Annotated in this window: 24 protein-coding genes; 13 read left to right on the forward strand and 11 right to left on the reverse strand. The window is 72.3% G+C overall.

What is annotated here, in order from left to right:
- Positions 1–74 precede the first annotated feature (74 nt).
- The 4 genes from ACHBTE_RS20365 to ACHBTE_RS20380 form a co-directional block, all read right to left on the reverse strand.
- Complete coding sequence (locus ACHBTE_RS20365; protein ID WP_394725404.1) at positions 75–1,418, reverse strand: hypothetical protein; 1,344 nt, start codon at positions 1,416–1,418, stop codon at positions 75–77.
- 5 nt (positions 1,419–1,423) lie between these two features.
- Positions 1,424–1,723 (reverse strand): hypothetical protein, encoded by a 300-nt coding sequence (locus ACHBTE_RS20370; protein ID WP_394725405.1) that lies wholly within the window; start codon positions 1,721–1,723, stop codon positions 1,424–1,426.
- A gap of 183 nt (positions 1,724–1,906) precedes the next feature.
- Positions 1,907–2,869: an SDR family NAD(P)-dependent oxidoreductase gene (locus ACHBTE_RS20375; RefSeq protein WP_394725406.1), complete on the reverse strand. Its 963-nt coding sequence runs from the start codon at positions 2,867–2,869 to the stop codon at positions 1,907–1,909.
- 14 nt (positions 2,870–2,883) lie between these two features.
- Entirely contained in the window at positions 2,884–3,840 is a 957-nt protein-coding gene (locus ACHBTE_RS20380; protein WP_394725407.1) for an NAD-dependent epimerase/dehydratase family protein, read from the reverse strand.
- Between the two features lie 159 nt (positions 3,841–3,999).
- Between ACHBTE_RS20380 and ACHBTE_RS20385 the strand changes: the two genes are divergently transcribed.
- Complete coding sequence (locus tag ACHBTE_RS20385) at positions 4,000–4,959, forward strand: D-2-hydroxyacid dehydrogenase family protein (protein ID WP_394725408.1); 960 nt, start codon at positions 4,000–4,002, stop codon at positions 4,957–4,959.
- 13 nt (positions 4,960–4,972) lie between these two features.
- On the opposite strand, the gene ACHBTE_RS20390 is transcribed toward ACHBTE_RS20385, so the two are convergent.
- From ACHBTE_RS20390 to ACHBTE_RS20410, 5 genes are all read right to left on the reverse strand, one after another.
- The gene (locus ACHBTE_RS20390; RefSeq protein ID WP_394725409.1) at positions 4,973–5,572 is read right to left on the reverse strand and encodes a DUF2087 domain-containing protein; all 600 of its coding nucleotides are present in this window, start codon (positions 5,570–5,572) and stop codon (positions 4,973–4,975) included.
- Positions 5,573–5,667: 95 nt separating this feature from the next.
- A complete protein-coding gene (locus ACHBTE_RS20395; RefSeq protein WP_394725410.1) occupies positions 5,668–6,528 on the reverse strand; it encodes a tyrosinase family protein in 861 nt (286 codons plus the stop codon).
- Complete coding sequence (locus ACHBTE_RS20400; protein ID WP_394725411.1) at positions 6,512–7,006, reverse strand: tyrosinase family oxidase copper chaperone; 495 nt, start codon at positions 7,004–7,006, stop codon at positions 6,512–6,514. Before ACHBTE_RS20400 ends, ACHBTE_RS20395 begins: the two co-directional genes overlap by 17 nt.
- Before the next feature lie 131 nt (positions 7,007–7,137).
- Complete coding sequence (locus ACHBTE_RS20405) at positions 7,138–7,755, reverse strand: vitamin K epoxide reductase family protein (RefSeq protein ID WP_394725412.1); 618 nt, start codon at positions 7,753–7,755, stop codon at positions 7,138–7,140.
- Positions 7,749–8,462: a beta-glucanase gene (locus ACHBTE_RS20410; protein WP_394725413.1), complete on the reverse strand. Its 714-nt coding sequence runs from the start codon at positions 8,460–8,462 to the stop codon at positions 7,749–7,751. Before ACHBTE_RS20410 ends, ACHBTE_RS20405 begins: the two co-directional genes overlap by 7 nt.
- Before the next feature lie 367 nt (positions 8,463–8,829).
- Here ACHBTE_RS20410 and ACHBTE_RS20415 point away from each other — a divergent pair, with 367 nt between their 5' ends.
- The 4 genes from ACHBTE_RS20415 to ACHBTE_RS20430 all read left to right on the forward strand — a co-directional run bounded on the left by ACHBTE_RS20415 (position 8,830) and on the right by ACHBTE_RS20430 (position 10,639).
- Complete coding sequence (locus ACHBTE_RS20415) at positions 8,830–9,102, forward strand: hypothetical protein (RefSeq protein WP_394725414.1); 273 nt, start codon at positions 8,830–8,832, stop codon at positions 9,100–9,102.
- Between the two features lie 418 nt (positions 9,103–9,520).
- Positions 9,521–9,877 carry a hypothetical protein gene (locus tag ACHBTE_RS20420; RefSeq protein WP_394725415.1) on the forward strand — a complete coding sequence of 119 codons (357 nt, stop codon included), beginning with the start codon at positions 9,521–9,523 and terminating at the stop codon, positions 9,875–9,877.
- A 60-nt stretch (positions 9,878–9,937) separates the two neighbouring features.
- Positions 9,938–10,258 carry a hypothetical protein gene (locus tag ACHBTE_RS20425; protein ID WP_394725416.1) on the forward strand — a complete coding sequence of 107 codons (321 nt, stop codon included), beginning with the start codon at positions 9,938–9,940 and terminating at the stop codon, positions 10,256–10,258.
- Positions 10,259–10,318: 60 nt separating this feature from the next.
- On the forward strand, positions 10,319–10,639 hold the full coding sequence (locus ACHBTE_RS20430) for a hypothetical protein (RefSeq protein WP_394725417.1): 321 nt from the start codon (positions 10,319–10,321) through the stop codon (positions 10,637–10,639).
- A gap of 361 nt (positions 10,640–11,000) precedes the next feature.
- Here the strand turns inward: ACHBTE_RS20430 and ACHBTE_RS20435 are convergent, their stop codons facing one another.
- On the reverse strand, positions 11,001–11,303 hold the full coding sequence (locus tag ACHBTE_RS20435; protein WP_394725533.1) for a hypothetical protein: 303 nt from the start codon (positions 11,301–11,303) through the stop codon (positions 11,001–11,003).
- 409 nt (positions 11,304–11,712) lie between these two features.
- Between ACHBTE_RS20435 and ACHBTE_RS20440 the strand changes: the two genes are divergently transcribed.
- The 8 genes from ACHBTE_RS20440 to ACHBTE_RS20475 are packed head-to-tail and all read left to right on the forward strand — an operon-like array spanning position 11,713 to position 21,293.
- A complete protein-coding gene (locus ACHBTE_RS20440; RefSeq protein WP_394725418.1) occupies positions 11,713–12,855 on the forward strand; it encodes a glycosyltransferase in 1,143 nt (380 codons plus the stop codon).
- Entirely contained in the window at positions 12,852–14,318 is a 1,467-nt protein-coding gene (locus tag ACHBTE_RS20445; RefSeq protein WP_394725419.1) for an exopolysaccharide biosynthesis polyprenyl glycosylphosphotransferase, read from the forward strand. The genes ACHBTE_RS20440 and ACHBTE_RS20445 overlap by 4 nt, the downstream gene beginning before the upstream one ends.
- Before the next feature lie 6 nt (positions 14,319–14,324).
- Positions 14,325–15,764: an O-antigen ligase family protein gene (locus ACHBTE_RS20450; RefSeq protein ID WP_394725420.1), complete on the forward strand. Its 1,440-nt coding sequence runs from the start codon at positions 14,325–14,327 to the stop codon at positions 15,762–15,764.
- Positions 15,761–17,563: a lipid II flippase MurJ gene (locus tag ACHBTE_RS20455; RefSeq protein ID WP_394725534.1), complete on the forward strand. Its 1,803-nt coding sequence runs from the start codon at positions 15,761–15,763 to the stop codon at positions 17,561–17,563. Before ACHBTE_RS20450 ends, ACHBTE_RS20455 begins: the two co-directional genes overlap by 4 nt.
- Positions 17,553–18,344 carry a polysaccharide deacetylase family protein gene (locus tag ACHBTE_RS20460; protein WP_394725421.1) on the forward strand — a complete coding sequence of 264 codons (792 nt, stop codon included), beginning with the start codon at positions 17,553–17,555 and terminating at the stop codon, positions 18,342–18,344. Before ACHBTE_RS20455 ends, ACHBTE_RS20460 begins: the two co-directional genes overlap by 11 nt.
- Positions 18,341–19,483, forward strand: coding sequence for a glycosyltransferase (locus tag ACHBTE_RS20465; RefSeq protein ID WP_394725422.1), 1,143 nt, complete (start codon positions 18,341–18,343; stop codon positions 19,481–19,483). Before ACHBTE_RS20460 ends, ACHBTE_RS20465 begins: the two co-directional genes overlap by 4 nt.
- Complete coding sequence (locus tag ACHBTE_RS20470; protein ID WP_394725423.1) at positions 19,480–20,151, forward strand: lipopolysaccharide biosynthesis protein; 672 nt, start codon at positions 19,480–19,482, stop codon at positions 20,149–20,151. The genes ACHBTE_RS20465 and ACHBTE_RS20470 overlap by 4 nt, the downstream gene beginning before the upstream one ends.
- The gene (locus tag ACHBTE_RS20475) at positions 20,148–21,293 is read left to right on the forward strand and encodes a GNAT family N-acetyltransferase (protein ID WP_394725424.1); all 1,146 of its coding nucleotides are present in this window, start codon (positions 20,148–20,150) and stop codon (positions 21,291–21,293) included. The genes ACHBTE_RS20470 and ACHBTE_RS20475 overlap by 4 nt, the downstream gene beginning before the upstream one ends.
- Here ACHBTE_RS20475 and ACHBTE_RS20480 read toward each other — a convergent pair.
- Positions 21,284–22,603 (reverse strand): glycoside hydrolase family 26 protein, encoded by a 1,320-nt coding sequence (locus tag ACHBTE_RS20480; RefSeq protein ID WP_394725425.1) that lies wholly within the window; start codon positions 22,601–22,603, stop codon positions 21,284–21,286. The two genes, ACHBTE_RS20475 and ACHBTE_RS20480, sit on opposite strands and share 10 nt — an antisense overlap.
- Positions 22,604–22,649: the final 46 nt, after the last annotated feature.

Below are 22,649 nucleotides of genomic sequence, written 5' to 3' on the forward strand. Positions count from 1 at the left end.
TGCCGGCGAGCCCTGTGAAGCTCGCGAGCCCTCCGGCCCTTCCCATGCCGGTGGCGGCCCCGTCCCCGTTCCCGTCATGAGTCGAGCGCCCGTGCCGCCTCGTCGACGTTCGCGGCGAATCCGTGGCCGTACGACTGGGCCTGGGCGCTGCGGTAGTAGGGGCCGCCGTTGTAGCGGGCCGCCAGTTCCTGCATCTGAGCCCTCGTCATCCGCTCGGGCGGCACGTCGGCGAAGTCGCTCTCGGCCTTGAGCTGGGCGAGATACTCCGAGGCGATGTAGATGTTCTGGCCCGGGTCCTTGGTCGCGTCGACCAGCTCTTCCCGCTGTGCGGTGGTGAGGTTCTCCGGGTCGTAGCCGAGGACTTCGGCGGAGCGGCGTATCTGGATGGCGATGGGGCCCATGGAGGTCTGGTCCGCCTCTCCCGTGCCGGGTATGTGACGGCGGACCCCGTAGGCGGCGTCGTCGATCCAGGAGGGGTCGCCCTCGACCTCCATCCAGGCGACGCCCGCCACCAGCTCGGGCGGCAGTCCCGAATTGTGCGCGGCGTCATTGATCAGCGCCTTGTTCCCGGAGATGTACGTGCGACGGCCGGCGTCGTCGTCGGACGGCAGACAGAGGTAGTGGTCCTGGGCGCCCGGCAGTTGCGCGAGCCTGTCCCGTATGCGCTGCAACGACGACGAGACCCGGGTGTCGCTCGCAACGCCGGAGAGTGAGTCGACCTTCGTGCCGGTGCCCGGGAGCTGGACGTTCGGGTCGCGGCTCGCGTCGCCGACTTCGCGGCGCAGTGCGTCCACGGCACCGACCAGCAGGGCCGGAAGGGTGCTGTCGCCACCGCGGAAGTCGGGCAGGGACCGCAGGGCTGCCCGTATCTCGTGCACGCAGTCCTCCCGGGCCGCGGACTCGACCCGCAGGGCGTCGCCGTAGTGGTGCCTGGTGGCGTTGTAGTAGTGCTCGGCCTCTTCGCGGATCGCGTCCACGTCGACGGTGAGTTCCGCCACCCAGTCGAGGAAACCGGTGGTGGCTCTCAGGTCCTCCCACTGGTGCAGGGGTTCCGCGGCCCGCGCCGTGGGAGTGATCGCCACCGCTTCACGCGACATCACCTCGGCCAGCCGGTCTTCCGTGGCCTGTCCGTTCTCGAAGTGCCCCTTTGCCCGCGCGACGGCCGTAGCATAGGCGTCCAACGCCGTGCGCACGCGTCTGAAGGCTGCCGAGAGGTGTTCCGCCAGGTCCAGTGCTTCCTTCAGCCGCTTGGTGTAGCGCTCGCGGTGCTCACTCTCCCACTCGACCTTCCCGGCCTTGCGGAAGTCGTCGTCGCACGAGGCCAGGAGCGTGTGCAAGCGGCCGTACTCGGCCGCGGACCGTTCGATCAGCTGCGGGTTCGCCGCCTCCAGGAACTCCACGTCCGCGCGGTGGGCCATGGCGCTCACCGGTCCTCGGGCGCGACGTAACGGCCCTTGTCGAGCAGTTCGTCCATCGCCCGCCGCGCGTCGGCGTCGGCCTGCACATAGGCGTTTCCCGTCGACCGCAGCTTCGTCGACAGGGCCGACAGCAGTGTCACGAGGTCCCCGTACTGGTCCTGTGTGTACCTGGCAAAGTCCTCTACGGCTTCCGCGACTTGAGGGTGCACGCGCGGCACACGGCACTGCGTGGCGTTCTCCCCGTCCATGCGCCCGGCGTAGAGGAGCCCGGCCAGCTCGTTCAAGAGGTGCGAGCTACCGTCCATGGATGCGGCTCGCGCCGAGAACCCTCCCGGCCCTGTGGTCATCGTTCCCCCGATGTCGACAATGATCGCGAATGATCGCGACCGTGAGCATGCCAGTTGCGGATGCAACCTGTCACGCGGTCAGCGACAACGACAACGGCAGCAGCGACAGCGCGATCAGGTGGCGGACGGCGGCATACGGCGTCACAAGTCGGTACCACCACTGACATCCAGGTACTGGCCCGTGATCCACCGCGCGTCGTCGGAGGCGAGGAAGGCCACCACGTCCGCCACATCGGCCGGTCGGCCGATCCGGTCGAAGACCGAGCGTGCCGCCAGGGCGGCCCGCGCTTCGGGGGTGGTCCTGCGCCGGGCGTTCATGTCCGTCTCGATGAACCCCGGCCCGACCGTGTTGACGGTGATGCCACGGCCGCCGAGTTCCTTCGCCAGGCACAGGGTCATCGTGTCCAGCGCGCCCTTGGACATGGCGTACGCCACCGACTCGGGGAAGGCCCGCCGCGAGGCGAGCGAGGAGATGTTGACGATCCGCCCGCCGTCCCGCATCCGCGGCAGCGCGCTCTGCACGAGGAAGAACGGTGCCCTGGCGTTGACGGCGATCATCCGGTCGAAGACCTCGGGAACCGCCTCCCCGACCGGTCCCGAGCCGCTCACCCCCGCGTTGTTCACCAGGATGTCGAGCGAGCCCACGGCGTCCGACCCGGGCCGGCCTGCCCCCGGTCCGCCCTGTTCCCCCAACTCCCCCCGGTCCCCCTCCTCCCGGACACCCGCCTCTTCCGGCATCCCCGCCTCTTCCCGTACCCCCGCCTCTTCCCGTATCCCCGCCTCCTCTCGCATCCTCGCCTCCTCCCGCATCCCCGCGTCAAAGGCCGCGAAGACGGCGGCGGCGTCACCCGGCACCCCCAGCTCCGCCCCGACCGGGAAGGCACGCCCGCCGTTCTCGCGTATCTCCGCGACGACTTCCACGGCGGCAGCCGCGCTGTGGCCGTAGTGGACGCCGACGACGGCTCCGTCCTGGGCCAGTCGCCCGGCGATGGCTCGGCCGATCCCACGGGCGGCCCCGGTGACCAGCGCGATCTTTCCGGTCAGCCTGCGATCGGCATGGGTGTCGAGACCGGAATTGCAACGGGTACTGGTATTGGCATCCACGAAGACCTCACCTATCAAGAACAGTTCAGGAACTGCCCGTACCAGGGCGCATGTTCCGCCAGGCTGCGTCCCGGCCCCGGCCCCGGATCCACCCCCACCCCCGCCCAGAAACCGTCGTCCGCGAACCAGTGGTCCACGGCGAGCATGCCGAGGTGGTGGAGGGCGCGCGGCTGGTCGGCGAGCTGGGCGCGGGTCTCGTCGAGGTCCAGTGGGGCGTTCGGGAGGCGCAGGTTCAGCCGGTCGGTCACCGTGTCGAGCAGCTGCGAAGTGCTCACCGGCTCCGGGTGGTTGACGTGATGCGCGCCCGCCAGGTCGCGGTCGGACAGCCCTGCCGCGAGTACCGCGCGCGACAGCGCCCGTACGTCGACGACGGAGTGCCGGGCGCTGACGCCTTTCAGGCCCGCCGACAGCGCCCTCATCAGGGCGACCAGCCCGGGCACCACCCACCGGTCGCCGTCCCCCAGCACCAGGTGCGGGCGCAGCACCACACCGCCCGCGTCCAGCACATGGCGCTCGGCGGCGGCGCGTGAACGGCTGGTCGGGGAGGACGGGGCGAGGGCGAGTTCGGGCACGGCTGCCCCGGTGAAGGGTCCTCGGCCGTACACGGCGGCCGTACTCACGTAGACGATCCGGGACACTCCGGCGCGGGCCGCCTCCTCGACGAGGGCGCGGGTGCCGCGGTCGTTGACGGTCTCGGTGCGGCGTTCGTCGTCACCGATGTGGGAGGCGCAGTGCAGGACGACGTCGACGCCGTCGCAGATTCCGCGCAGTGAGGCCGGGGCGGCCAGGTCCGCTCGTACGATCTCCGGCGCGGCGAGGGCACTTGCGGCCGTGTCCGGCAGCTTCGCCGGGTCGCGCAGGAGGAGCCGCACACGGGACGGCGCGGCGACGCCTTCCGGCTCCGCCATGGCCGCGACGACATGGCCGCCGATGAAGCCACTGGCTCCGGTGACGAGGATGCTCCGTAACAAGGTGCGGTCCTCCCGGGGACGGATACGGGACGGGTACGGGACGGGTACGCGGGTCCCGGCGCCGTGATCGTCACCGTACAGCGGAGGGCGTCGCCGGCATCCCGCCGGGTCGGGCGCGCCTGCGTACAGTCGGTTTCCCGGCCATGGAAAGGAACCACCGTGCGGCTGCGCTGTGCTGTGCTCGACGACTTCCAGAACGCTGCGACCGAGGTCGCCGACTGGTCACCGGTCGCGGACGACGTGGAGGTCGTCCCGTTCACCACCCACTTCGCCGACGAGGACACCCTGGCCGCGGCCCTCGCCGACTTCGACATCGTGGTCACGCTGCGCGAACGCGTCCCGTTCCCGGCCGCCCTGTTCGCCCGTCTCCCCCGGCTGAGGCTGCTGATCGCCTCCGGCATGCGCAACACGGTCATCGACTACGCCGCCGCCGAGGCCCACGGCGTCACCGTCTGCGGTACGGCCAGCTCCTCCACGCCGCCCGTCGAGCTCACCTGGGCCCTGCTGCTCGGCCTCGCACGCGGCATCGTCCAGGAGAACGACGCCCTGCGCGGCGGCGGGCCGTGGCAGAGCACCGTCGGTGCCGATCTGCACGGCCGTCGCCTCGGCCTGCTGGGCCTGGGCAAGATCGGCAGCCGGGTCGCCCATGTCGGGCTCGCCTTCGGCATGCGCGTCAGCGCCTGGAGCCAGAACCTCACCAAGGAGTACGCCGACGAGGTCGGTGTCCATCTGGCCGGTTCCAAGGAGGAGTTGCTCGCAGACAGCGACTTCGTCTCCGTCCACCTCGCACTGAGCGAGCGTACCCGCGGGCTGCTCGGCGCGTCCGAACTCGCCCTCCTCAAGCCCACCGCCTACCTGATCAACACCTCGCGCGCGGCGATCGTCGATCAGGATGCCCTGCTCGCCGCCCTGCACGAAGGCCGCATCGCGGGTGCGGGAGTCGATGTGTTCGACACCGAGCCTCTCCCCGCCGACCACCCGATGCGCACGGCCCCCCACCTCCTCGCCACACCCCACCTGGGCTATGTCTCGCGGGCCAACTACGCCACGTACTACGGCCAGGCGGTGGAGAACATCCAGGCGTACCTGGCGGGTTCACCGGTACGACGGCTGCCCTGACGACGCGACGCGGTCAGGCGGTGTCCGCGGCCGGGGCCCGTTCGTCGTCCTGCGCCGGCCGTCGGTAGATGCCCTCGCTCCGGTGCAGATGGTGCAGGTCGACCAGATAGCGCCGGAGCGTCACATGGTCGATGTCGTCGCTGTCCTCGCACCAGGCGCGCAGCTTGTCGTCGACGGTCCGTTCCGGGTAGTCGACGCCCGGCTCGAAGGTCTGTTCGGCGATGTGGCGCAGCACCAGCTTCTTGCGGGTCCACGCCGCGGGAAGCCGTACCAGCCGGCCGTCGCGGACGAAGGTGCCCAGGACGATGTCGGCCCGCCCGTCCCCGGACGCCCGGCCTCCGGTGGGCGCGGAGTCCTGCTCGCGCCGTGCCGCCGCTCGGGCGTACTCCTTGAACAGCCCGTACGCCACGGACAGCTCTCCGGCGTCCCCGGCCGTCACCACGCCCTGGTCCCCCAGCCGGCGCAGCGCCACGGCCGTCTCCCTGGGGGACAGGCCGGCCGTCCGGGCGACCTGCTCGGCGCTTCCCGCGCCCAGTGCCACGGCGGCGAAGGCGCGCACCCGGCTCTCCTCGGCGAAGAGTCGGACCAGTTGTTCCGTGGGATCGGTTGCCATGCCCGGAGGCTAGTGGACGTCACCTCGCGGCACGGAGCGATTTTTCCGCCGCCGCCCCGCCGCCACCCCCATGCAGGCGGGCAGGCGGGTGTGCCTCAGCCGTACCGGTAGATCTTGGACACGTCCTCCAGCTCGTCCGGTGTCACATCCCACGGTGGCAGCCGCTCGTGGCGGGCGACGATGCGGTTGTACTGGGCGCTGTCCCGGCCGGGTGGCCGTGCCGGCAGATACCTGTGCTTGCGGTGGCGTCGTTGCCAGCGGGACCACTGCATGTCCACGAAGGCGTGGTGCAGCCAGAAGACGGGGTCGTTGACGGACGCGCCGCCGAGCATGTGGCCGCCGACCCAGCGGTGCACCCGGTTGTGGTTGCGCCACGGGTTGCTGCCACTGCCCCACCCCTCCATCTTGTTGCGGAAGCCCTTGGAGACGGTGGAGTTCCACGGGGCGACGTCGTAGACGGGGTCCTTCAGCGCCCATTCGAGGTCGGCCTTGGTCGGCAGGTCGATCGGGCTGCGGGAGCGTCCAAGGTCCCGGGTGAGGAAGCGGCCGTCGGTGATGCCCGCCCTGATGGTCCATCTGCCCGTCGCGAAGGCGAACGGCCCGGTCGTCACCCGCCGGTCCTCGCGCCGCCCGTTGCCGCCGAGCAGGTCCTCGGTCCACGGCCGCGCCGTGGCCGAACGGTCCCGCGTCCAGTCCCAGTACGGCACGGTCACCGAGGAGTCGACACGGCGCAGGGCGTTCTCGAGGTCCAGCAGGAACTGGCGGTGCCAGGGCAGGAAGGAGGGCGTCATATGGGCGGCGCGCAGCCCCCGGTCGCCGTCCCCGACGAAGTGCGCGATGTGCAGCCGTACGAACTCGTCGTACTCTCCGCGCCGTTTGACCTCGAGCATCGCCTGGACGAACCTCCGGCGCTCGGTGGCCGTCAGTTTGGTCACGTTCTTACGCACGTACACCATGCGCTGCCTCCGAGTGCGCGTGTGCGCCGCCGAACGGGCCGGGGGCCAGGTCGCGCAGTCGCCGGGTGCCGAGTTCGTCGACGGCCGCGCGGGTCGCCTCCAGGGGGGTGCGGTACCAGCTGTAGTGGTCGAGCATGCTCAGCCAGGTGCCGTCGGCGCGGCGCATCAGATGCAGCGGGCTGCCGTCGACGGTGACATGCCAGGGGGTGCCCAGGGCGCTGAGGTTCTCCAGGGGCAGCGGGGCGCCCCGGATGTGGCGGCCCCGGTACGTCTCGTCGAAGGGCAGGTCGGTGTCCCGCTGCCCGTCCGCGGACTGCGAGGGCCGGGAGGCGGCGAGCACCGGTGTGAGGGCCACGGCGGAGGAGGCGAGCAGCAGCCGCGCCAGTTCCCGTCGTGTCCGCCGCTTCGGCTCGCTGCCGGCCGGGGCGCCCGCCCCCTGGGCCGCGCCCACCGACATCCCGTCTGCGCTGACGGCCATCGCTCACTCCTCGTACGGTTCGGCTGTTCGTACGAGTAACCGCGCACACCCCCGCGGGGTCACCACCGAGGCGTCCATACGGAGGTGTCGCCGCGTCGGACGCGGTGGCCGGCGGCGCGGCCGGACGCGTCTCAGCGGGTCCAGAAGTCCCACCAGCGGGTCAGGATCAGCATTCCCACGATGCCGATGTGCAGCACGGGAACGACCCAGGTGAACTCCGCGAAGAAGGACTTCGCCAGGTCCGGGGCGGGCAGGAAGCCGGCCCGCACGACGAGCGACGTCACGTACCAGAACAGCACGATGGTGGCCAGCCAGGCGAGGCAGCACCACAGGCACAGGGCGTTGATCCGGTACAGGGACTCGAACTGGAGCCAGGAGACGAACCCGATCCCGAAGACGCAGCCGGCCTCGAAGGTCAGCCAGTACCAGCGCGGGAACGCGGCCCCGGCGAGCAGGCTCACGCCGACGCAGACCACGACGGCGTAGGTCGCCAGGCCCAGCATCGGGTTGGGGAATCCGAACGCCTCGGCCTGGTCGCTCTCCATCACGCTGCCACAGGACAGCACGGGGTTCAGGCTGCACCCCGGGACGAAGTCCGGGTCCTCGAGCAGCTTGAACTTGTCGAGGGTGATGACCCAGGAGGCCAGCAGCCCGGCTGCCCCGGTGAGCACCAGCAGCACGGCGAACGCCCGTCCGGCACCTCCGGCCCGTGGCGGGCCGGAGGTGGAGCCAGGGGCGGGGGTCACCATCGTGTGGCCTCGCGGTAGACGCGGACGTAGTCGACAGCGAAGGTGATCGGTGCCGGGGCGCAGGGGGCCGGGTGGTACTGGCCGGCGCACACCGACAGATTCAGGATCAGATACGCCGACCAGTCGTGTCCGACTCCGGCGTCGTCGCGGCCGGCCAGGCCGCCGTTGACGTACCACTCGACGGACCGGGCCCCGTAGCGGGTGCCGATGGTCACCCATCGGTCCGGGGCGATGGCGTCGGCGTCGGTGTGGTAGGTGGAGGAGCAGTTGACGTGGTTGGACAGCTCCAGCAGGTGGGGGTTGTCCGGGTGGTACTCGAAGCAGTCGACCTCGTTCTCGCCGTCCTTCCAGGTCCACAGCGCCGGCCAGGCTCCGGTCCCCGAGGGGAGCCGGACCCGGGTCTCGACGTAGTCGCCGGTGCGGACCTGGAAGCTCTCGGCGGAGTACTCGGTGGTGAGCAGTCCGGTGTGCCAGGCCCGCCGGCCGTTCTCGAGGATGCGGTCGGCCGGGGTGGCGGTGAAGGTGGCGATGCCGTCCGAGACGGTCACACAGTCCGGGCTCAGCCAGTCGAGCTTGTTGTCGTCCGGGTTGTGATCGCAGTAGCGGTAGGCACTCGATCTGTCGCCGACCCACCTGGAGCCCCAGGCGATCGGGGTGTCGAACTCCTCCGACCAGGTCGGCGTGAACGTGGCGGTGTCGATGGTCATGGCGGCGAGGGTAGGCCACCCGCCGAATTTCCATTTACGTTCGCGCGGACGCCCGTACCGTGCCGGGCGCACCATACGATCAATTGATTCGCGGACCAGATGTCAATCCATCCGAATGTCTCTGTGCATTCCATTCTTCACCCCCGCCACTTTCACGCGTATGGAGCAACGAGCAGCTTTTGCGAGGCCCATGGGCTGCTATGTTCTCCAACCGTCGGATCAGAGGTACTTTCAAGCGAGGTGAATGATGAAGAAGGCAGTTTTCACCACGGCAGCGTTGGCCATCGGTGCGGGTCTTGTGGGTGGTTCCGCCGCCGCTGCGGCGGCCGTCGGAGGATCGGGCGGCTCCAGCGGTCCGTTGGGTCTCATGTCCCCGACCAAGGTGACCCCCGCGGTCGTGCCGGCGACCGATGTCGTGTCCCGACTGGCCCGCGACGGCGGCATCACGAAGGGCAGCGCGTTCGAGAAGAGCAGCAAGAGCGCGGTGGGAGTGTCCGGCGTATACCTGGACGGTGTCGACCCGGACGCCGCCAAGCGGCCCACGATCCCCGTGAAGAACCCGGCCGGCAAGGGCACGGTCCAGGTGCACCCGCTGAAGGCGCCGACTGCCGCCGGGCTCGGCACCTTCCTTCCCAAGTGACGACCGGCAACCGTTACGAGTCCTTGGCTGTCCTGGCCCCGGAATTCCTGAGACTCTGATCCGGTTCTCGGCACCCCGTACCAACACCCCGGCCCACCGGCCCGTATGTCGACCGGTGGGCCGGAGGCATGTCGGGGCCCGAGCGGGGCCGCGTGCGTCCGCCGCGTTCCACCGGCCTCATTCGGTCCAGCACCCAGGTTTTCCGGCGGCACGGCGTGGATTCGAAAAATCCGCTCCGACCCCGGTGCGACGCCACTTCAGGAATCAAGCTAAAGCCGCGAGCCCCGACCGGCACGTCGCATTGCGCCATCCGATGGAATCTACGCCCGTTTGATTGTTCTCGCCGTGACTTATGCGTGCATATACGGGTTTCCTTTTCGTAAGCGTGCGCAACCGTGAATTCAGGAAGGAACCCGAGTTGCCCAAGAAGTTCGCGGTCATCACGGCCCTCGCCCTCAGCACCGTAGTCGGCTCGGCCGGTATCGCCTCTGCCGGTGGTAGCTACGGCTCCAACGGCACGAACGGCACCACCGGCAACCACACGACCGTCAAGGGTGGTAGCGGCTTCTCGACGTCCCCGGTCGTCGCCAACGGGCCCCAGCAGGGCGTCGTCGTCGCCAACGGCACTCTCGTCGATCTGGCCTGTGCCGCCCCGTGGTCCAACGGTGCCGTCCTCGCCGGCACCATCGCGCCGAACTCGAAGTACAGCGGCTGCAACGCCGGCGAGATCGAGCAGGGACGCGCGTCTTTCCACCGCGGCGGCCTGCTGTTCTGATCCCTGCTTCGAGTGTCACAGCAGGTAACCCCCCTAGCGAAGCCCGGAAAGGCTCAGCTCATGCGTAACAAGGTTACGGCCATTTCCGCCATTGCCGCGGGTATCGCCCTCGCGGCCGGCGGCACCGCCGCGGCCGACAGCAACACCACCACGGCCAAGGGCGGTAGCGGGTTCTCGTCGTCCCCGGTCGTGGTGAACGCGCCTCAGCAAGGCGCAGTCGTCGTCAACGGCTCCCTGGTCGACGCCGAATGTGTCGTGCCGTGGTCCAACGGCGCCGTCCTCGCCGCCGTCGTCGCACCGAACTCGAACTACGTCGGCTGCAACACCGGCGAGATCGAGCAGGCCCGCCAGGCCCTCCACAGGGGCGGCCTGCTGTTCTGACCCCTGCTTCGAGCACTCGCAGCAGGTAAATCCCAAACGCAGCCCGGAAAGGCTCAACTCATGCGCAAGAAGGTTACGGCCATTTCCGCCATCGCCGCGGGCATCGTCCTCGCGACCGGTGGCACCGCCGCGGCCGACAACGACACCACCACCGTCAAGGGCGGTAGCGGTTTCTCGTCGGGCCCGGTCGTCGCGAACGGTCCCCAGCAGGGTCTCGTCGTCGCCAACGGCACGCTCATCTACGCTCCGTGCATCGCCCCGTGGTCCAACGGAGCCGTCCTCGGCATCGTGCCCGCGCCGAACTCGAAGTACAGCGGCTGCAACACCGGCAAGATCGAGCAGGGCCGGAACTCCGTGCACGCCGGCGGCTTCCTGTTCTGAGCAGTACCTCTTCTCGTTGGCGGCCCGCCGGTTTTCCGGCGGGCCGCCAACGCCTTTGTGCCCGCCGCCGTCCGGCGGCCATGCTTCCCGGAGGAACCTCGGGCCCGGTCCGCGCTGTATGCGGACCGGGCCCGAGGTGCAAGAGCGCCGGCAAGGAGGAAGGAGCGGCCACTCGATCGGTCCAACGGCGGCGCTTTGCCCCTGGTCACTCCTGACCATTCGTTCGGCCCAATGACGGCGGCGACCATATGCGCGGCGCCGGCCAAAAGCCGAAGGGCCGGCTCCGCCGAATGCGGAGCCGGCCCGGAACGTCGAGCCGACGGGCGACGAAGTCGAGGAACGAATCGCCTGCCTGATCGCCTTACTTGTTGAGCGGGAGTCCGCCGAGCAGACGGCCGTCGACGGGGTTCGGCAGGGTGCCGCCGAAGACCGGGGTCTTCACCATGCCCGACCGGTTCACGCCCTTCTTCACCCCGTCCGCCGTGCGCTTCACGTTGGTGCCCAGGCCCGTCGGCAGCGTGGCGGCGGAGGGGAGGCTGCCGGCGACCGTCTTCCCCTTGTCGGCGAGGCCTCGCGCCGGCATGTCCAGCGCGGCGGCGGGACCTGCGACTCCGGCGACGGCGAGGGAGCCCGCGACGATGGCGGCAGCCTTCAGCTTCTTCATCATGTTCCTTTCCTGGAAACTCGTCTTCCGTAACTCGCCTGTGCCGTAAGGGATTTCAATCCGGCTGGCTCGCGAGTGACTCGGTCTCGGTTCTCCTGGGCTAACGACAGGGGCTCCCTCGGGAAACTCTGCCGTGGCCAACTTCCAGGAACTCATACGAAAAGACCCGGCGCCGGGGGCCGAACGGGTGATCCGCGTGAGAAACCAGCCGCAAAGCGCCGCCATTCCAACACGACTGACAGCTAGACAGATAAATATAAAAAAGTGGCAGCTGCCCCTCATACCCCGATGCCAGGACGCCGGTTGAAGCACAGATCCCATTGAACGGAGCCGGGATCTTACATCGGGAACGCGAGCCACACATCGTGTTGCTGGTTCGGACTCTTTCTTCGGAAGGGCAGCCTCGGTCATGCGCAATACCGCGTCGCACATCCTGCATGTGGCTCAGCCCGTCGAGGGCGGGGTCGCGCGGGTCGTGACCGACCTGGCGGCGGCACAGCTCGCCGCGGGGCTGCGGGTGACGGTGGCCTGTCCCGTGGGCGGCACCCTGACCGACGCCCTGCGCTCGGCGGGCTGCACGGTCGTGCGCTGGGACGCCACCCGCTCGCCGGGGCCCGGACTGCCCTACGAGGTGCGGCAGTTGGCGCGGCTGATGCGTGCGGTACGGCCCGATCTGGTGCATGCGCACAGCGCGAAGGCGGGGCTCGCGGTGCGGCTCGCGGTGCGGGGGCGTCGGCCCACCGTGTTCCAGCCGCACGCCTGGTCGTTCGAAGCCGCCGAGGGCCTCGTCGCACGGTCGGCACTCGGCTGGGAGCGGTTCGGCGCGCGGTGGGCGACGCGCGTGGTGTGCGTGAGCGAGGCCGAGCGGCGGACCGGGGAGCGCCACGGCATCACCGCCACCTGGCGTGTGGTGCCCAACGGGGTGGGCACCGGCCGGTTCCGGCCGGACGGGGACAGGGCGATGTCCGGGGCGGGGCCGCTCGTGGTGTGCGTGGGCCGGCTGTGCCGTCAGAAGGGGCAGGACGTGCTTCTCGCCGCCTGGCCCGAGGTGGTGCGGCGGATGCCCGGCGCGCGGCTGGTGCTGGTCGGCGACGGTCCCGACGCGGACCGGCTGCGCCGCGACGCGCCGGCGTCGGTGACGTTCGCCGGCGCCGCCCGCTCCACCGCGGCCTGGTACCGGGCCGCCGACGTCGTGGTCCTGCCGTCCCGTTGGGAAGGCATGGCGCTCGCTCCGCTGGAGGCCATGGCGTGCGGCCGGCCGGTCGTCGTCACGGACGTGGACGGGGCGCGCGAGAGCCTTCCGCCCGGTCGGGCGCCGTCCTGCCTGGTGCCGTCGGAGGATCCCGCGGCGCTGGCCCGGGCGCTCACGACACTGCTGCGGGACGAGCCGCTGCGGGTGGCGCTCGGCGCCGAGGGCCGCGCGCACGTGCTCGCCTCCCACGCCCTGCGGCACGTCACGGACGCAGTGACCGACGTGTACCGCGAACTGCTCGGCGTCGCTACCGCGCCGGTCGTCGGACCCAACGAGGGCAGGAAGTGCATCACCACATGACCGCGGAAAGCACCGTTGCCTCACCCGTGGGGCAGCACGGGGCGCCCGAGGGCGCCGTCTCCGTTCTCGGCCAGCGCGGCCACGCCACCGGACTCCGGGCGCCCGCCGGCCCGGGATCTCGTCGCCCGCGGCCGACCACCGGGGCGTTGCTGTGGACCGTCGACGGCGCCGCCGCCCTGGCGGCTGCCCTGGTCGTGCCCGTACCGCACAGACAGCCGCTGGTGCTCGCCCTGCTGGCGCTGGGCGTACTGATCCTGAACCGGCGGGCCGCGCTGTACGACACCTCGGTCGTGCCCGGCGCGTTGGACGAACTCCCCGCCGTCTGCGGGCGGATCGCCATCGGCTGGGCTGCAGTCGTGACGCTCTCCCCGCTGCGGTCGCTGCCGCTGACGGTGCTGGCCGCCGCGGTCGCCGTGCACTGCGCGGCGGCCTGCGCGGGCCGCGCTGCGGTGCACGGGTACCGGCGTCGGGTGCTGCGGCGTGACCCGGCTCCCGCCCTCGTGGTCGGTCCGCTCGTCACGGCCCGGCAGGTCGCTGCCGCGCTGGCGCGCCAACCGGAGTGCGGAGTACGGCCGGTGGGGCTCGTCGTCGACGAGCCGGAGGCCCTCGGCGACACCGACGACGAGCCGGGGCTGCCGGTGCTGACCTCGGCGCTCCAGGCGCGCAGGGCGGTCGTCCAGAACGGTGTGGCGACGGTGCTCGTCGTCGGCGCCGCCACCCGGGTGGAGAAGGCCGCCGTGCTGCGCGGGCTCGCCGCGTACGGATGCGTGCTGTGGGAGCTGGAGGCGGACCTGCCGTCGTACGGCCTCGGGGGCTCCCGTGCGGGCTCGGTTCAACTCGCCGGGTTCTCCCGGCGGTTGCTGGGCGCGGCGGGTGGGCGGGCCCGCGGCGCCGCGGCCAAGCGGGCGCTCGACGTGACGCTCTCGGGGGCGCTGCTGGTGCTGGCCGGGCCGGTGCTCGCGGTGTGCGCGCTCGTGCTGCGGGTCACGGACGGGCCCGGCGTGGTGTTCCGGCAGGAGCGGATCGGCAAGGACGGACGGCCGTTCACGATGCTGAAACTGCGCACGCACCGGCCCGCCAGCGCACATGAGGCGGCGACCCGCTGGAGCGTGGCGAACGAGCAGGACATGAGCCGCTTCTGCCACTTCCTGCGCCGCACCTCGCTGGACGAGCTGCTCCAGCTGTGGAACGTCTTCCGCGGCGACATGAGCCTGGTCGGGCCCCGGCCCGAACGGCCCTACTTCGTCGCCCAGTTCAGCCAGGCCTATCCGGGCTATCCGGAGCGGCACCGGATGCGGACCGGGATCACCGGGCTCGCCCAGATCAACGGGCTGCGCGGCGACACCTCGATCGAGGACCGGTGCCGTTACGACAACGCCTACATCGACAACTGGTCGCTGTGGCAGGACGTCTGCATCCTGCTGCGCACGGCGGCCCAGGTCGTCCGGCCGACGGGGAGCTGAGCACCGATGAGCACTCCTGCGGCGGCCTCCTCATGGCCCGTCCCGCTGCCGGTGGCACTGCGCCGGGTGCGGCCCGTGCTGTCCGTACTGCCCGTCGTGGCGGTCGTCGTCCTGCTGGGGCTGCCGGTGCCGCCGGACAGCTCGGCCACGCCCGCCGACGCGGCCTCGGGACTGGTCGTGATGTGCGCGCTCGTCCAGGCCGTGCGGCGGGCCGGGCGGCCGTTGACACGGACGGCCGCGGTCGTGCTGGGGCTGCCCGTGGTCGGCATCGCGGTCGCCGCGGCGGGGGCGGCGAGCACCGGTGACGCGATCACCGGGCTCGCCCGCTACCTCCAGGCGTTCGTGCTGGTGCCGATCGCGGTGCTGCTGCTGGTGCGGGACCGGCGTGGCGCCCGGCTGGTGCTGTGGTCGCTGGTCGGCCTCGCGCTGTGGCAGGGCGGGATCGGCGTGCACCAGTACCTCACCGGGACCGGGGCCTCGTATCAGGGGGCCGACATCAGGGCGGTGGGCACGTTCGGGCCGTCCTTCGTGATGGGCATGGCGACCGTCGTCGCCTTCGGGGTGGTGGCCGCGACCGGTCTGGCCCTCGGGACTCGCGTACGGCGCCAGCGGCTGGTGGCGGCCGGATGCGCGCTGGCGCTGCTCGTGCCGCTCGCGCTGTCCTTCAGCCGGGGTGCCTGGATCGCCACGGCGGTGGCCTGCGGGGCGCTGTTGCTGCTGGCCGGGGTGCGGCAGGCGGCGAAGGTGTGCGCGGCGGGGGTGGCCGTCTCGGTGGTGCTGGTGGGCGGGTTCGGGCTGGGCGCCGCGGTGCTGGAGGAACGGCTGACCAGCATCACGAAGGTCACGGACGCGCCGGACCAGTCGGTCGTGGACCGGTACAGCATGTGGGCCGCGGCGGTCGACATCTGGCGGGGGGACCCGGTGACGGGCGTGGGGCTGAAGTCCTTCGCCGCGCACCGGGACTCGCACGCCTCGCTCGCGCTGTCGTCGGCCAGCGACACGGAGGGTGCGGGGCAGGCCTTCCGGCGCCAGCCGCTGCTGTCGCCGCACAACATGTATCTGCTGATCCTCAGCGAGCAGGGCATGCTGGGGCTGCTCACGATGGCGGGCAGCTGGCTGGCGCTGCTGGTGTGCGCGCTGCGCCGGATGCGGCGGGGCGGACGCGGCGCCCGGGACTGTGCGCTCGCGGTGTGCGGCCTGCTGCTGTGGCAGCTCGTCAACTTCCTGTACACCGACATCGGCGGCCCCTCCACCATCCTGACGGCCGTCTGCCTCGGCCTCGCCGCCTGGTGGGCCCTGACACCCGCCGACGCCGCGGCCCCGACGGCCTCGGTCACCCCTGGCGCTCCGAGCACCCCGGTCACCCCGACCACCCGGACCGTCCCGAGCACTCCGAGCACTCCGAGCACCCCGACCACCCCGACGACCAAGTCGGCCCCCCGGTGAACTCCCGCCCGGCGGCGTCGCCCGAGGGCACGGACGCCCCCGCGGCCGGCGCCGACGCCCCGTCCCCGTCGAGCGCACGGATCGGTCCGCCCGCGCGCACCCGGCGCCCGCTCGCGCCGGGCCCACGCCCCGTGGCCGGCCCGCCCGTCGAGGACGCCCGCCCCGTCCGCGACGCGGGCCGGCGTTCCGGTGTGCCCTCGGGGCGGTTCCTGGCCAGGGCGACCCTGTTGTCCGCCGCGTTGTCCATGGCGGCGGCGGTGCTCGGGCTCGGGCGGGATCAGGTGCTGGCGCACTTCTTCGGGGCAGGGGCGGAGAGCGACGCGTTCCTGGTGGCCTGGACGGTGCCCGAGATGGCGTCGACGCTGCTGATCGAGGACGGCATGGCGTTCGTGCTGGTGCCCGCGTTCAGCGTGGCGCTCGCGCGGCGGGCGAGCGGCGTCGCCGGTCCCGATCCGGTGCGTGCCCTCGTCGCCTCCTCGCTGCCACGGCTGTGCCTCGCGCTCGCCGCCACGGCCGCCGCGCTGGCGGCCGGTGCGCCCCTGCTGGTGTCGGTCCTCGCGCCCGGGCTGCCCGACCCGTCCCTGGCGGTGTCCTGCACCCGGCTGACCGCGACCTGTGTGCTCAGTTTCGGGTTGGCCGGATACTTCAGCGCGGCGCTGCGGGCCCATCGCGACTACCTCGCCCCGGGCGCGATCTACATCGCCTACAACCTCGCGATCATCACCACGCTGTTCGCCGTCGGTGCGCGCTGGGGCGTACGCGCCGCCGCCCTCGGTGTCGCGATCGGCGGCTGCCTCATGGCCGCCGTACAGGCACCGTCGCTGTGGCGGCGGATCGCCGGGCGGCCCGGCACGGACCGTGCCAAGGCGCCCGCCGAGGGGTCCCCCACCCTGCCGGCGGCGCCGTCGCCGGAGCGGGCCCTCGCGTTCGGGCTCGTCTGCGCGGTGCTGCTGTTCGCGCTGTGCCGGCAGTCGCAGGTGCTCATCGAGCGCTGGTTCGCCTCCGGGCTGCCCGCCGGTGCCATCTCGCACCTCAACTACGCGCAGAAGGTCGCCCAGTTGCCGATGTCGCTGTCGATGATGGTGTGCGTCGTCACCTTCCCGGTGGTGGCGCGGGCCCTCGCCGAGGGCGACACCGTGCGGGCCCGGGAGCGGGTCGAGCGGGACCTGGCGCTGATGGCCTGTCTCGTGCTGCTCGGCGCCGCGGTGGTCGTGTCCTGCGCGCCGCAGATCGTCCAGCTGCTGTTCCAGCGCGGCGCGTTCACGGCCGAGGACACCGCCGCGACCGCCGCCGTGATGCGGGTGTACGCGGTCGGGCTGCTCGGACACACCCTGGTGGGCGCGCTCGTGCGGTCGTACTTCTCGGCCGGCCGGACCACCTGGTACCCGCTGGCCGCGATGGGCGCCGGCGCACTCCTCACCGTCGTCCTCAGCGCCTGGGCCATCGGGCCCTGGGGCGCCCGGGGCATCGCCGGGGCCAACGCGGCCGGCATCACCCTGACCGCGCTGCTCCTGCTGCACGGCCTGAGCCGGCGCAGCGTCCCGGTGCGGGTCCGCCGGGTCGTCGTCGAACTGGCCCGTCCGGTGTACGCGGCCGTGTGCGCGGGCGGCGCCGGTCTGCTGTGCGCGCAGCTGTTCACCTCGCCCGCCGCGGCCGTCGCCGCCTGCTGTGCGGGCGTGCCCGCACTGTTCCTGCTGCTGGCCCGGAGTCTCGACGCGGCGGGCGCCCGGGCCCTGTTGCGGCCCGTCGCGCACGTTGTCCGTCGTTCCGTCACACGAAAGCCTCGCCATGGTCGCTGACATCTCCGCCGCGCCCCGCGCGGACGAACCCGGCCCCGGACCAGCCGTCGAGGCGCGCCCGAAGCGGCGTGCCGCGGCCTGGGTAGCCATGTACCACTCCGTCTCGGACTGCCCGGACGATCCGTTCGACGTCACCGTCACTCCCGCACGCCTCGACCGGCAGCTCGCCTGGCTGGCCGCTCGCGGCCTGCGCGGGGTGAGTGTGCGGGAGCTGCTCGCGGCGCGCGCCCGAGGCGCGGAGCGGGGTCTGGTGGGGCTCACCTTCGACGACGGGTACACCGACTTCGTCACCGAGGCCGTGCCGGTGCTGCGCCGTCGGGGCTGCACGGCCACCGTGTTCGTGCTGCCCGGGCTGCTGGGCGGCGCGAACACCTGGGAGTCGGGCGGCCCGCGCAAGCCGCTGCTCGACGTGGACGGCATCCGCGGGGCGGCAGCCGCCGGCATGGAGATCGCCTCGCACGGGCTGACCCACCTCGATCTCACCGGCGTCCCGGACGACGTGCTGCACACCGAGGTGACCGAGAGCCGGCACCGGCTCGCGGCTCTCACCGGCGGCGACATCGAGGGCTTCTGCTACCCGTACGGATATCTGGACGAGCGGGCCACCGCCGCCGTACGCCGGGCCGGTTACCGCTACGCCTGCGCGATCGCCCCCGGTCCGGCCGGCTCCGGCGACTTCGCGCTCCCCCGTATCCACATCGGGCAGGCGGACACCTCGCTGCGGCTGGAGCTGAAGCGCCGGCTGGCCCGGCGCTACGGGCGTGCCCTGGAGTCCGTGTGAAGGCCCTGCACGTCATCACGGGCCTCGGCGTCGGCGGCGCGGAACAGCAGCTGCGGCTGCTGCTGCGGCACCTCGCCGCCGAGTGCGACGTGGTGGCGCTGACCAATCCCGGCCCGGTCGCCGCCGGCCTGGCCGCCGACGGCGTGCGGGTCGTCCACCTCGGGATGGGCGGCAACCGCGACATCGGGGCGCTGCCCCGGCTGACCAGGCTGATCCGCGTCGGCCGCTACGACCTGGTGCACACCCATCTGTACCGGGCCTGTCTGTACGGCCGGCTCGCGGCGCGGATCGCGGGGGTACGGGCCGTGGTCGCCACCGAGCATTCGATCGGGGACACCCTGCTGGAGGGCCGCCCGCTCACCCCGGGCGTCCGCGCGCTGTACCTGGCCGGTGAGCGTCTCGGCCGGGCCACGGTCGCCGTCTCACCGACGGTCGCCGAACGGCTGCGGCACTGGGGTGTGCCCGCGCCGCGCATCCATGTCATCCCGAACGGCATCGACGCACCCCGGTTCCGCTTCGACCCGGTGCGCCGCAAGGAGGCCCGCACGTTCCACGGGCTGCCCGAGGACGCGTACGTCGTCGGGGGCGTGGGGCGGCTCGCGCCGGGCAAGCGGTTCGACCTGCTGGTGCGGGCGCTGGCCCGGCTGCCCGGCGACGTACGGCTGCTGCTGGTCGGCGGCGGGCCCGAGGAGGCGGCGCTGCGGCGCCTGGCGCTGACGCTGGGCGTCGCGGACCGGGTGGTGCTGGCGGGCGAGCGGCCCGCGCTGTCCGGCCCCGGGGACGACGCCCCCGATCTGGTCGCCCTGCTGTCCGCGATGGATGTGCTCGCCTCGCCGTCGGCGCAGGAGTCGTTCGGCCTGGCCGTGGTGGAGGCGCTGGCGGCCGGGCTGCCCGTGCTGTACGCGCGCTGCCCCGCCGTCGAGGACCTGCCGCCCGACGCGGTGCCCGGTGCCCGGCGGGTGACGGGCGACGCCGAGGCGTATGCACGCGAACTGCTGCGGCTGCGGGCGGCGGGGCCGGGCGAGCGGACCGCCCCGCAGGCCCTGCACCGCTACGACATCGCATGCACCGCCCGGCAGCTGATGGATCTGTACACGGCCGCTGTGTCCGGCTCGACCCTGGAAGTGAGTTCCTCATGACAGACAACTCCGAACGGCGCGCCCCGGTGTCCGACCGTGCGCGCACCCGTCTGAAGACGATTCCGGCCTGGCGGTGGCTGCCGGCCGGCGCGCTGCTCGGCGCGGTCGCCGGTGGCGCCTACGGCCTGCTGACGCCGGCGCAGTACACGGCGACGAGTTCGGTCGTGGCCGTGCCCAACGGCGGGCAGGAGGCCGACTGCACCGACGCGCTCGGGTTCGCGCAGGCGTACGGCCGGGTGGCCACCCAGCTCGCGGTGCTCGGGGACGCGCAGGTGTGGGCGGGGGTGCCGGTGTCGACGCTGCGCGAGAGCGTGGAGACCGCGACCTCGCCGGACGCGCCGATGGTCGCGGTCTCGGCGACCTCCACGCGGCCCGGCCAGGCCGTCGACATCGCCAACGCCGTGTCCCGCGCGCTGGTCACGCACGCGGACCACGCCAAGGACCGCACCGGCATCCGGCTGGAGCGGCTCGCCCGTGCCATGAAGCCCACCCAGCCGTCGTCCGCGTCACCGGCGCTGACCGCGCTGGTGGGCGCGAGCGCCGGAGGGCTGCTCGGCGGTCTCGCGCTGCTGGCCCGGCCGCGGCGGGGGACGGACGACGACGACCAGAGCCGGGCGTCGGTGCCCGGTCCGGCCAACGCCGCCGACGCGCACGGGACGTTGGGATGACGGCGCCGGTCCGCCCGGTCCCGTCCTCCCGTGCGCTGCCGTCCGCCCGCGCCCTCACGGTGGAGGTGTGCACCGACGAGCGCGCCTTCGCGGGGCTGGCCGGGGAGTGGGGGCGCCTGTACCGGGCGTGCCCGTCGGCGACGCCGTTCCAGACTCATGCCTGGCTGCACTCGTGGTGGCTGTCGTACGGCAGGCCGGGTGCGCTGCGGCTCGTCCTGGTGCGCCACGGCGGCGAGTTGGTGGCGGTGGCGCCGCTGATGCGGGTGCACCGGCCGCTGCCGGCGCTGGTGCCGCTCGGCGGCGCCATCACCGACCTGTGCGATGTGCTGCTCGACGAGGCGGTGGCCGCGCCGGCCGCCGGGGCGCTGGCGGAGGCCCTGGCCGAGCTGGCCCGTACGGCCCTGGTCGACTTCCCGGAGGTGCGGCCGGGCGGCGCGATGGAACGGGTCTACCGGTGCTGGCGCGGCCCGCGGCGCCGGGTGCCTGCCTCCCTGTGCCTGGAGTTGCCGGCCGTCTCCATGGCGGAGCTGGTGGGGCGGCTGCCGACGGGGCGGGCCCGGCGGATCCGCAGCAAGGTCAACCAGCTCGGCCGGCTCGGCCTGGAGTGGCGCGTCGTGGGCCACGACGAGACGGAGGCGGCGCTGACCCGGCTGCTGGAGCTGCACCGGCTGCAGTGGCAGGGCCGCCAGGTGTCGCCGGAGCATCTGCGGCCGAGGTTCCTGGAGCACCTGGTCCGGGCGGCGGTCCCGCTGTCCCGGACCGGGGAGGTCATCACGTCGGAGTTCCGGCTCGACGGCGCGGTGGTGGCGGTCAACGTCACGCTGGTGTCGCCGCGGCTGGCGGGCATGTACATGTACGGCTTCCACCCGGAGCTGCGGGCGCGCAAGGTCGACGTGGCGACAATGCTGCTGAACGCGTCCACCGAGCACCTCGCGGACGGCGAACGGGAGTCGTTGAGCCTGCTGCGGGGCGACGAGCCGTACAAGTACCGCTGGCAGCCGGAGCCGGTCGTCAACCAGCGCTTCCTGCTGGCGCGGCGCCGCACCGCGCCGCTGCTGGCGGTGGCGGCCGGCGAGGCGTACGCCCGGCGCAGGGCCAAGCAGATCCTGCGCAAGGGCCCCGCGCCGGACGATCAGCGGTAGCGCTCCGCCCAGTTCAGGCAGACGTTCAGCTTGCCGCCGGTCTGGTGCTCCCGCCACTTCGCGAGGTCCAGCGGTGTGCAGTACGGCAGCTGGGAGGGTTCGGCCGCCGGCTTCCCCGTCCCCGTCGCCGGCTTGGTGCCGGGGGGTGTGGACACGGCCGGGACGGGGGCGGTCGGACCCGGTTTCGGCCGTGGCAGCCGCGGCAGGGACAGCAGGGTGCGGTACAGCGCGGAGGCGCGTGGATTGTCGGAGCACAGCCACACGCCGTGCGGACAGTAGTCGGTGATGGTGTTGTACAGCGGCTTGTGCTCGTCCATCCAGGCGAGCATCCGCAGCATGTACGTGATGTTGTCGCCGTTGCGGAACAGCCCCCACTCCGGGTACGAGATCGGCTTGCCGTGCCGGCGCGCGAAGTCGACGTGGTGCTGGAGGCCGTAGGGCTCGGACACCTGCTGGTCGAAGCCGGCTCCGTGCGGCTGGTCATAGGCGTCCATGCCGATGATGTCGACGAAGTCGTCGCCGGGGTAGCACTCCGGCCAGGGGATCGCGTCCATGCCCCGGCTCGGGGCGAAGTCGAACTTGAACTTCTGGCCGGGGACCGAGCGCATCACGGTGACGATGCGCTTCCAGTACCGCTTCCAGCTGTCCGGGTCGGGGGCGCAGCGGTGGGTGTAGGTGATGCCGTTCATCTCCCAGCCGAGCACGATGACGGTGTCCGGTGCGCCCAGGTCGACCAGCCGTTCGGCCAGCACCTCGAAGTGGTCGTCGAAGGCGCCGGACGCGGCGCGCCGCAGCAGCCGTCTGACCTCGCCGTCGGGGACGTTCGCCTCGTTGCGCTCCATCATCGGGACGTTCAGCACGAACAGCCGGTCGGCCTTGGCCCGCCGCCACTTCGCCCAGCTGTCGAGGAAGCCGTGGCCGCCCTCGATGTTCCGCCACACGTCCCCCGGCAGATAGGTGTGCCCCACCCGCACCTCGTGGCCGCCCAGCCAGCGGCCGAGCTCCTTCATGCGTTCCAGGCCGGCGGGCCCGTAGTGGAGGTAGGCGCCGAAGGCGGGGCCGCGCGCGGCCACCCCGGGCGGGGAGTGCGCGCCCGGGGGCGCCGGTGACGAGGGGCTTTCGGTGCGGGGAAGCGGGCGGGCCCCGTCCCGTGGCGCGGAGTGCGTGACGGGTGCGGGGCGGCGGGGGTCGGGACGGGATGCGGTGTCGGCCCCGTGGGCGGTGCCCGCGGCGAACGCCGCCGACACGACGACTCCGGCGGTGATGAACGCCAGGCCCCTGGGGGCGGACCGGCGACGGGCAGGGGCCATGCATCCTCCTCGGTACAGCTCCTCTCACTGAGTGATACGTAGTCAC

Source organism: Streptomyces sp. M41, from assembly GCF_043673425.1.
GTDB lineage: Bacteria > Actinomycetota > Actinomycetes > Streptomycetales > Streptomycetaceae > Streptomyces.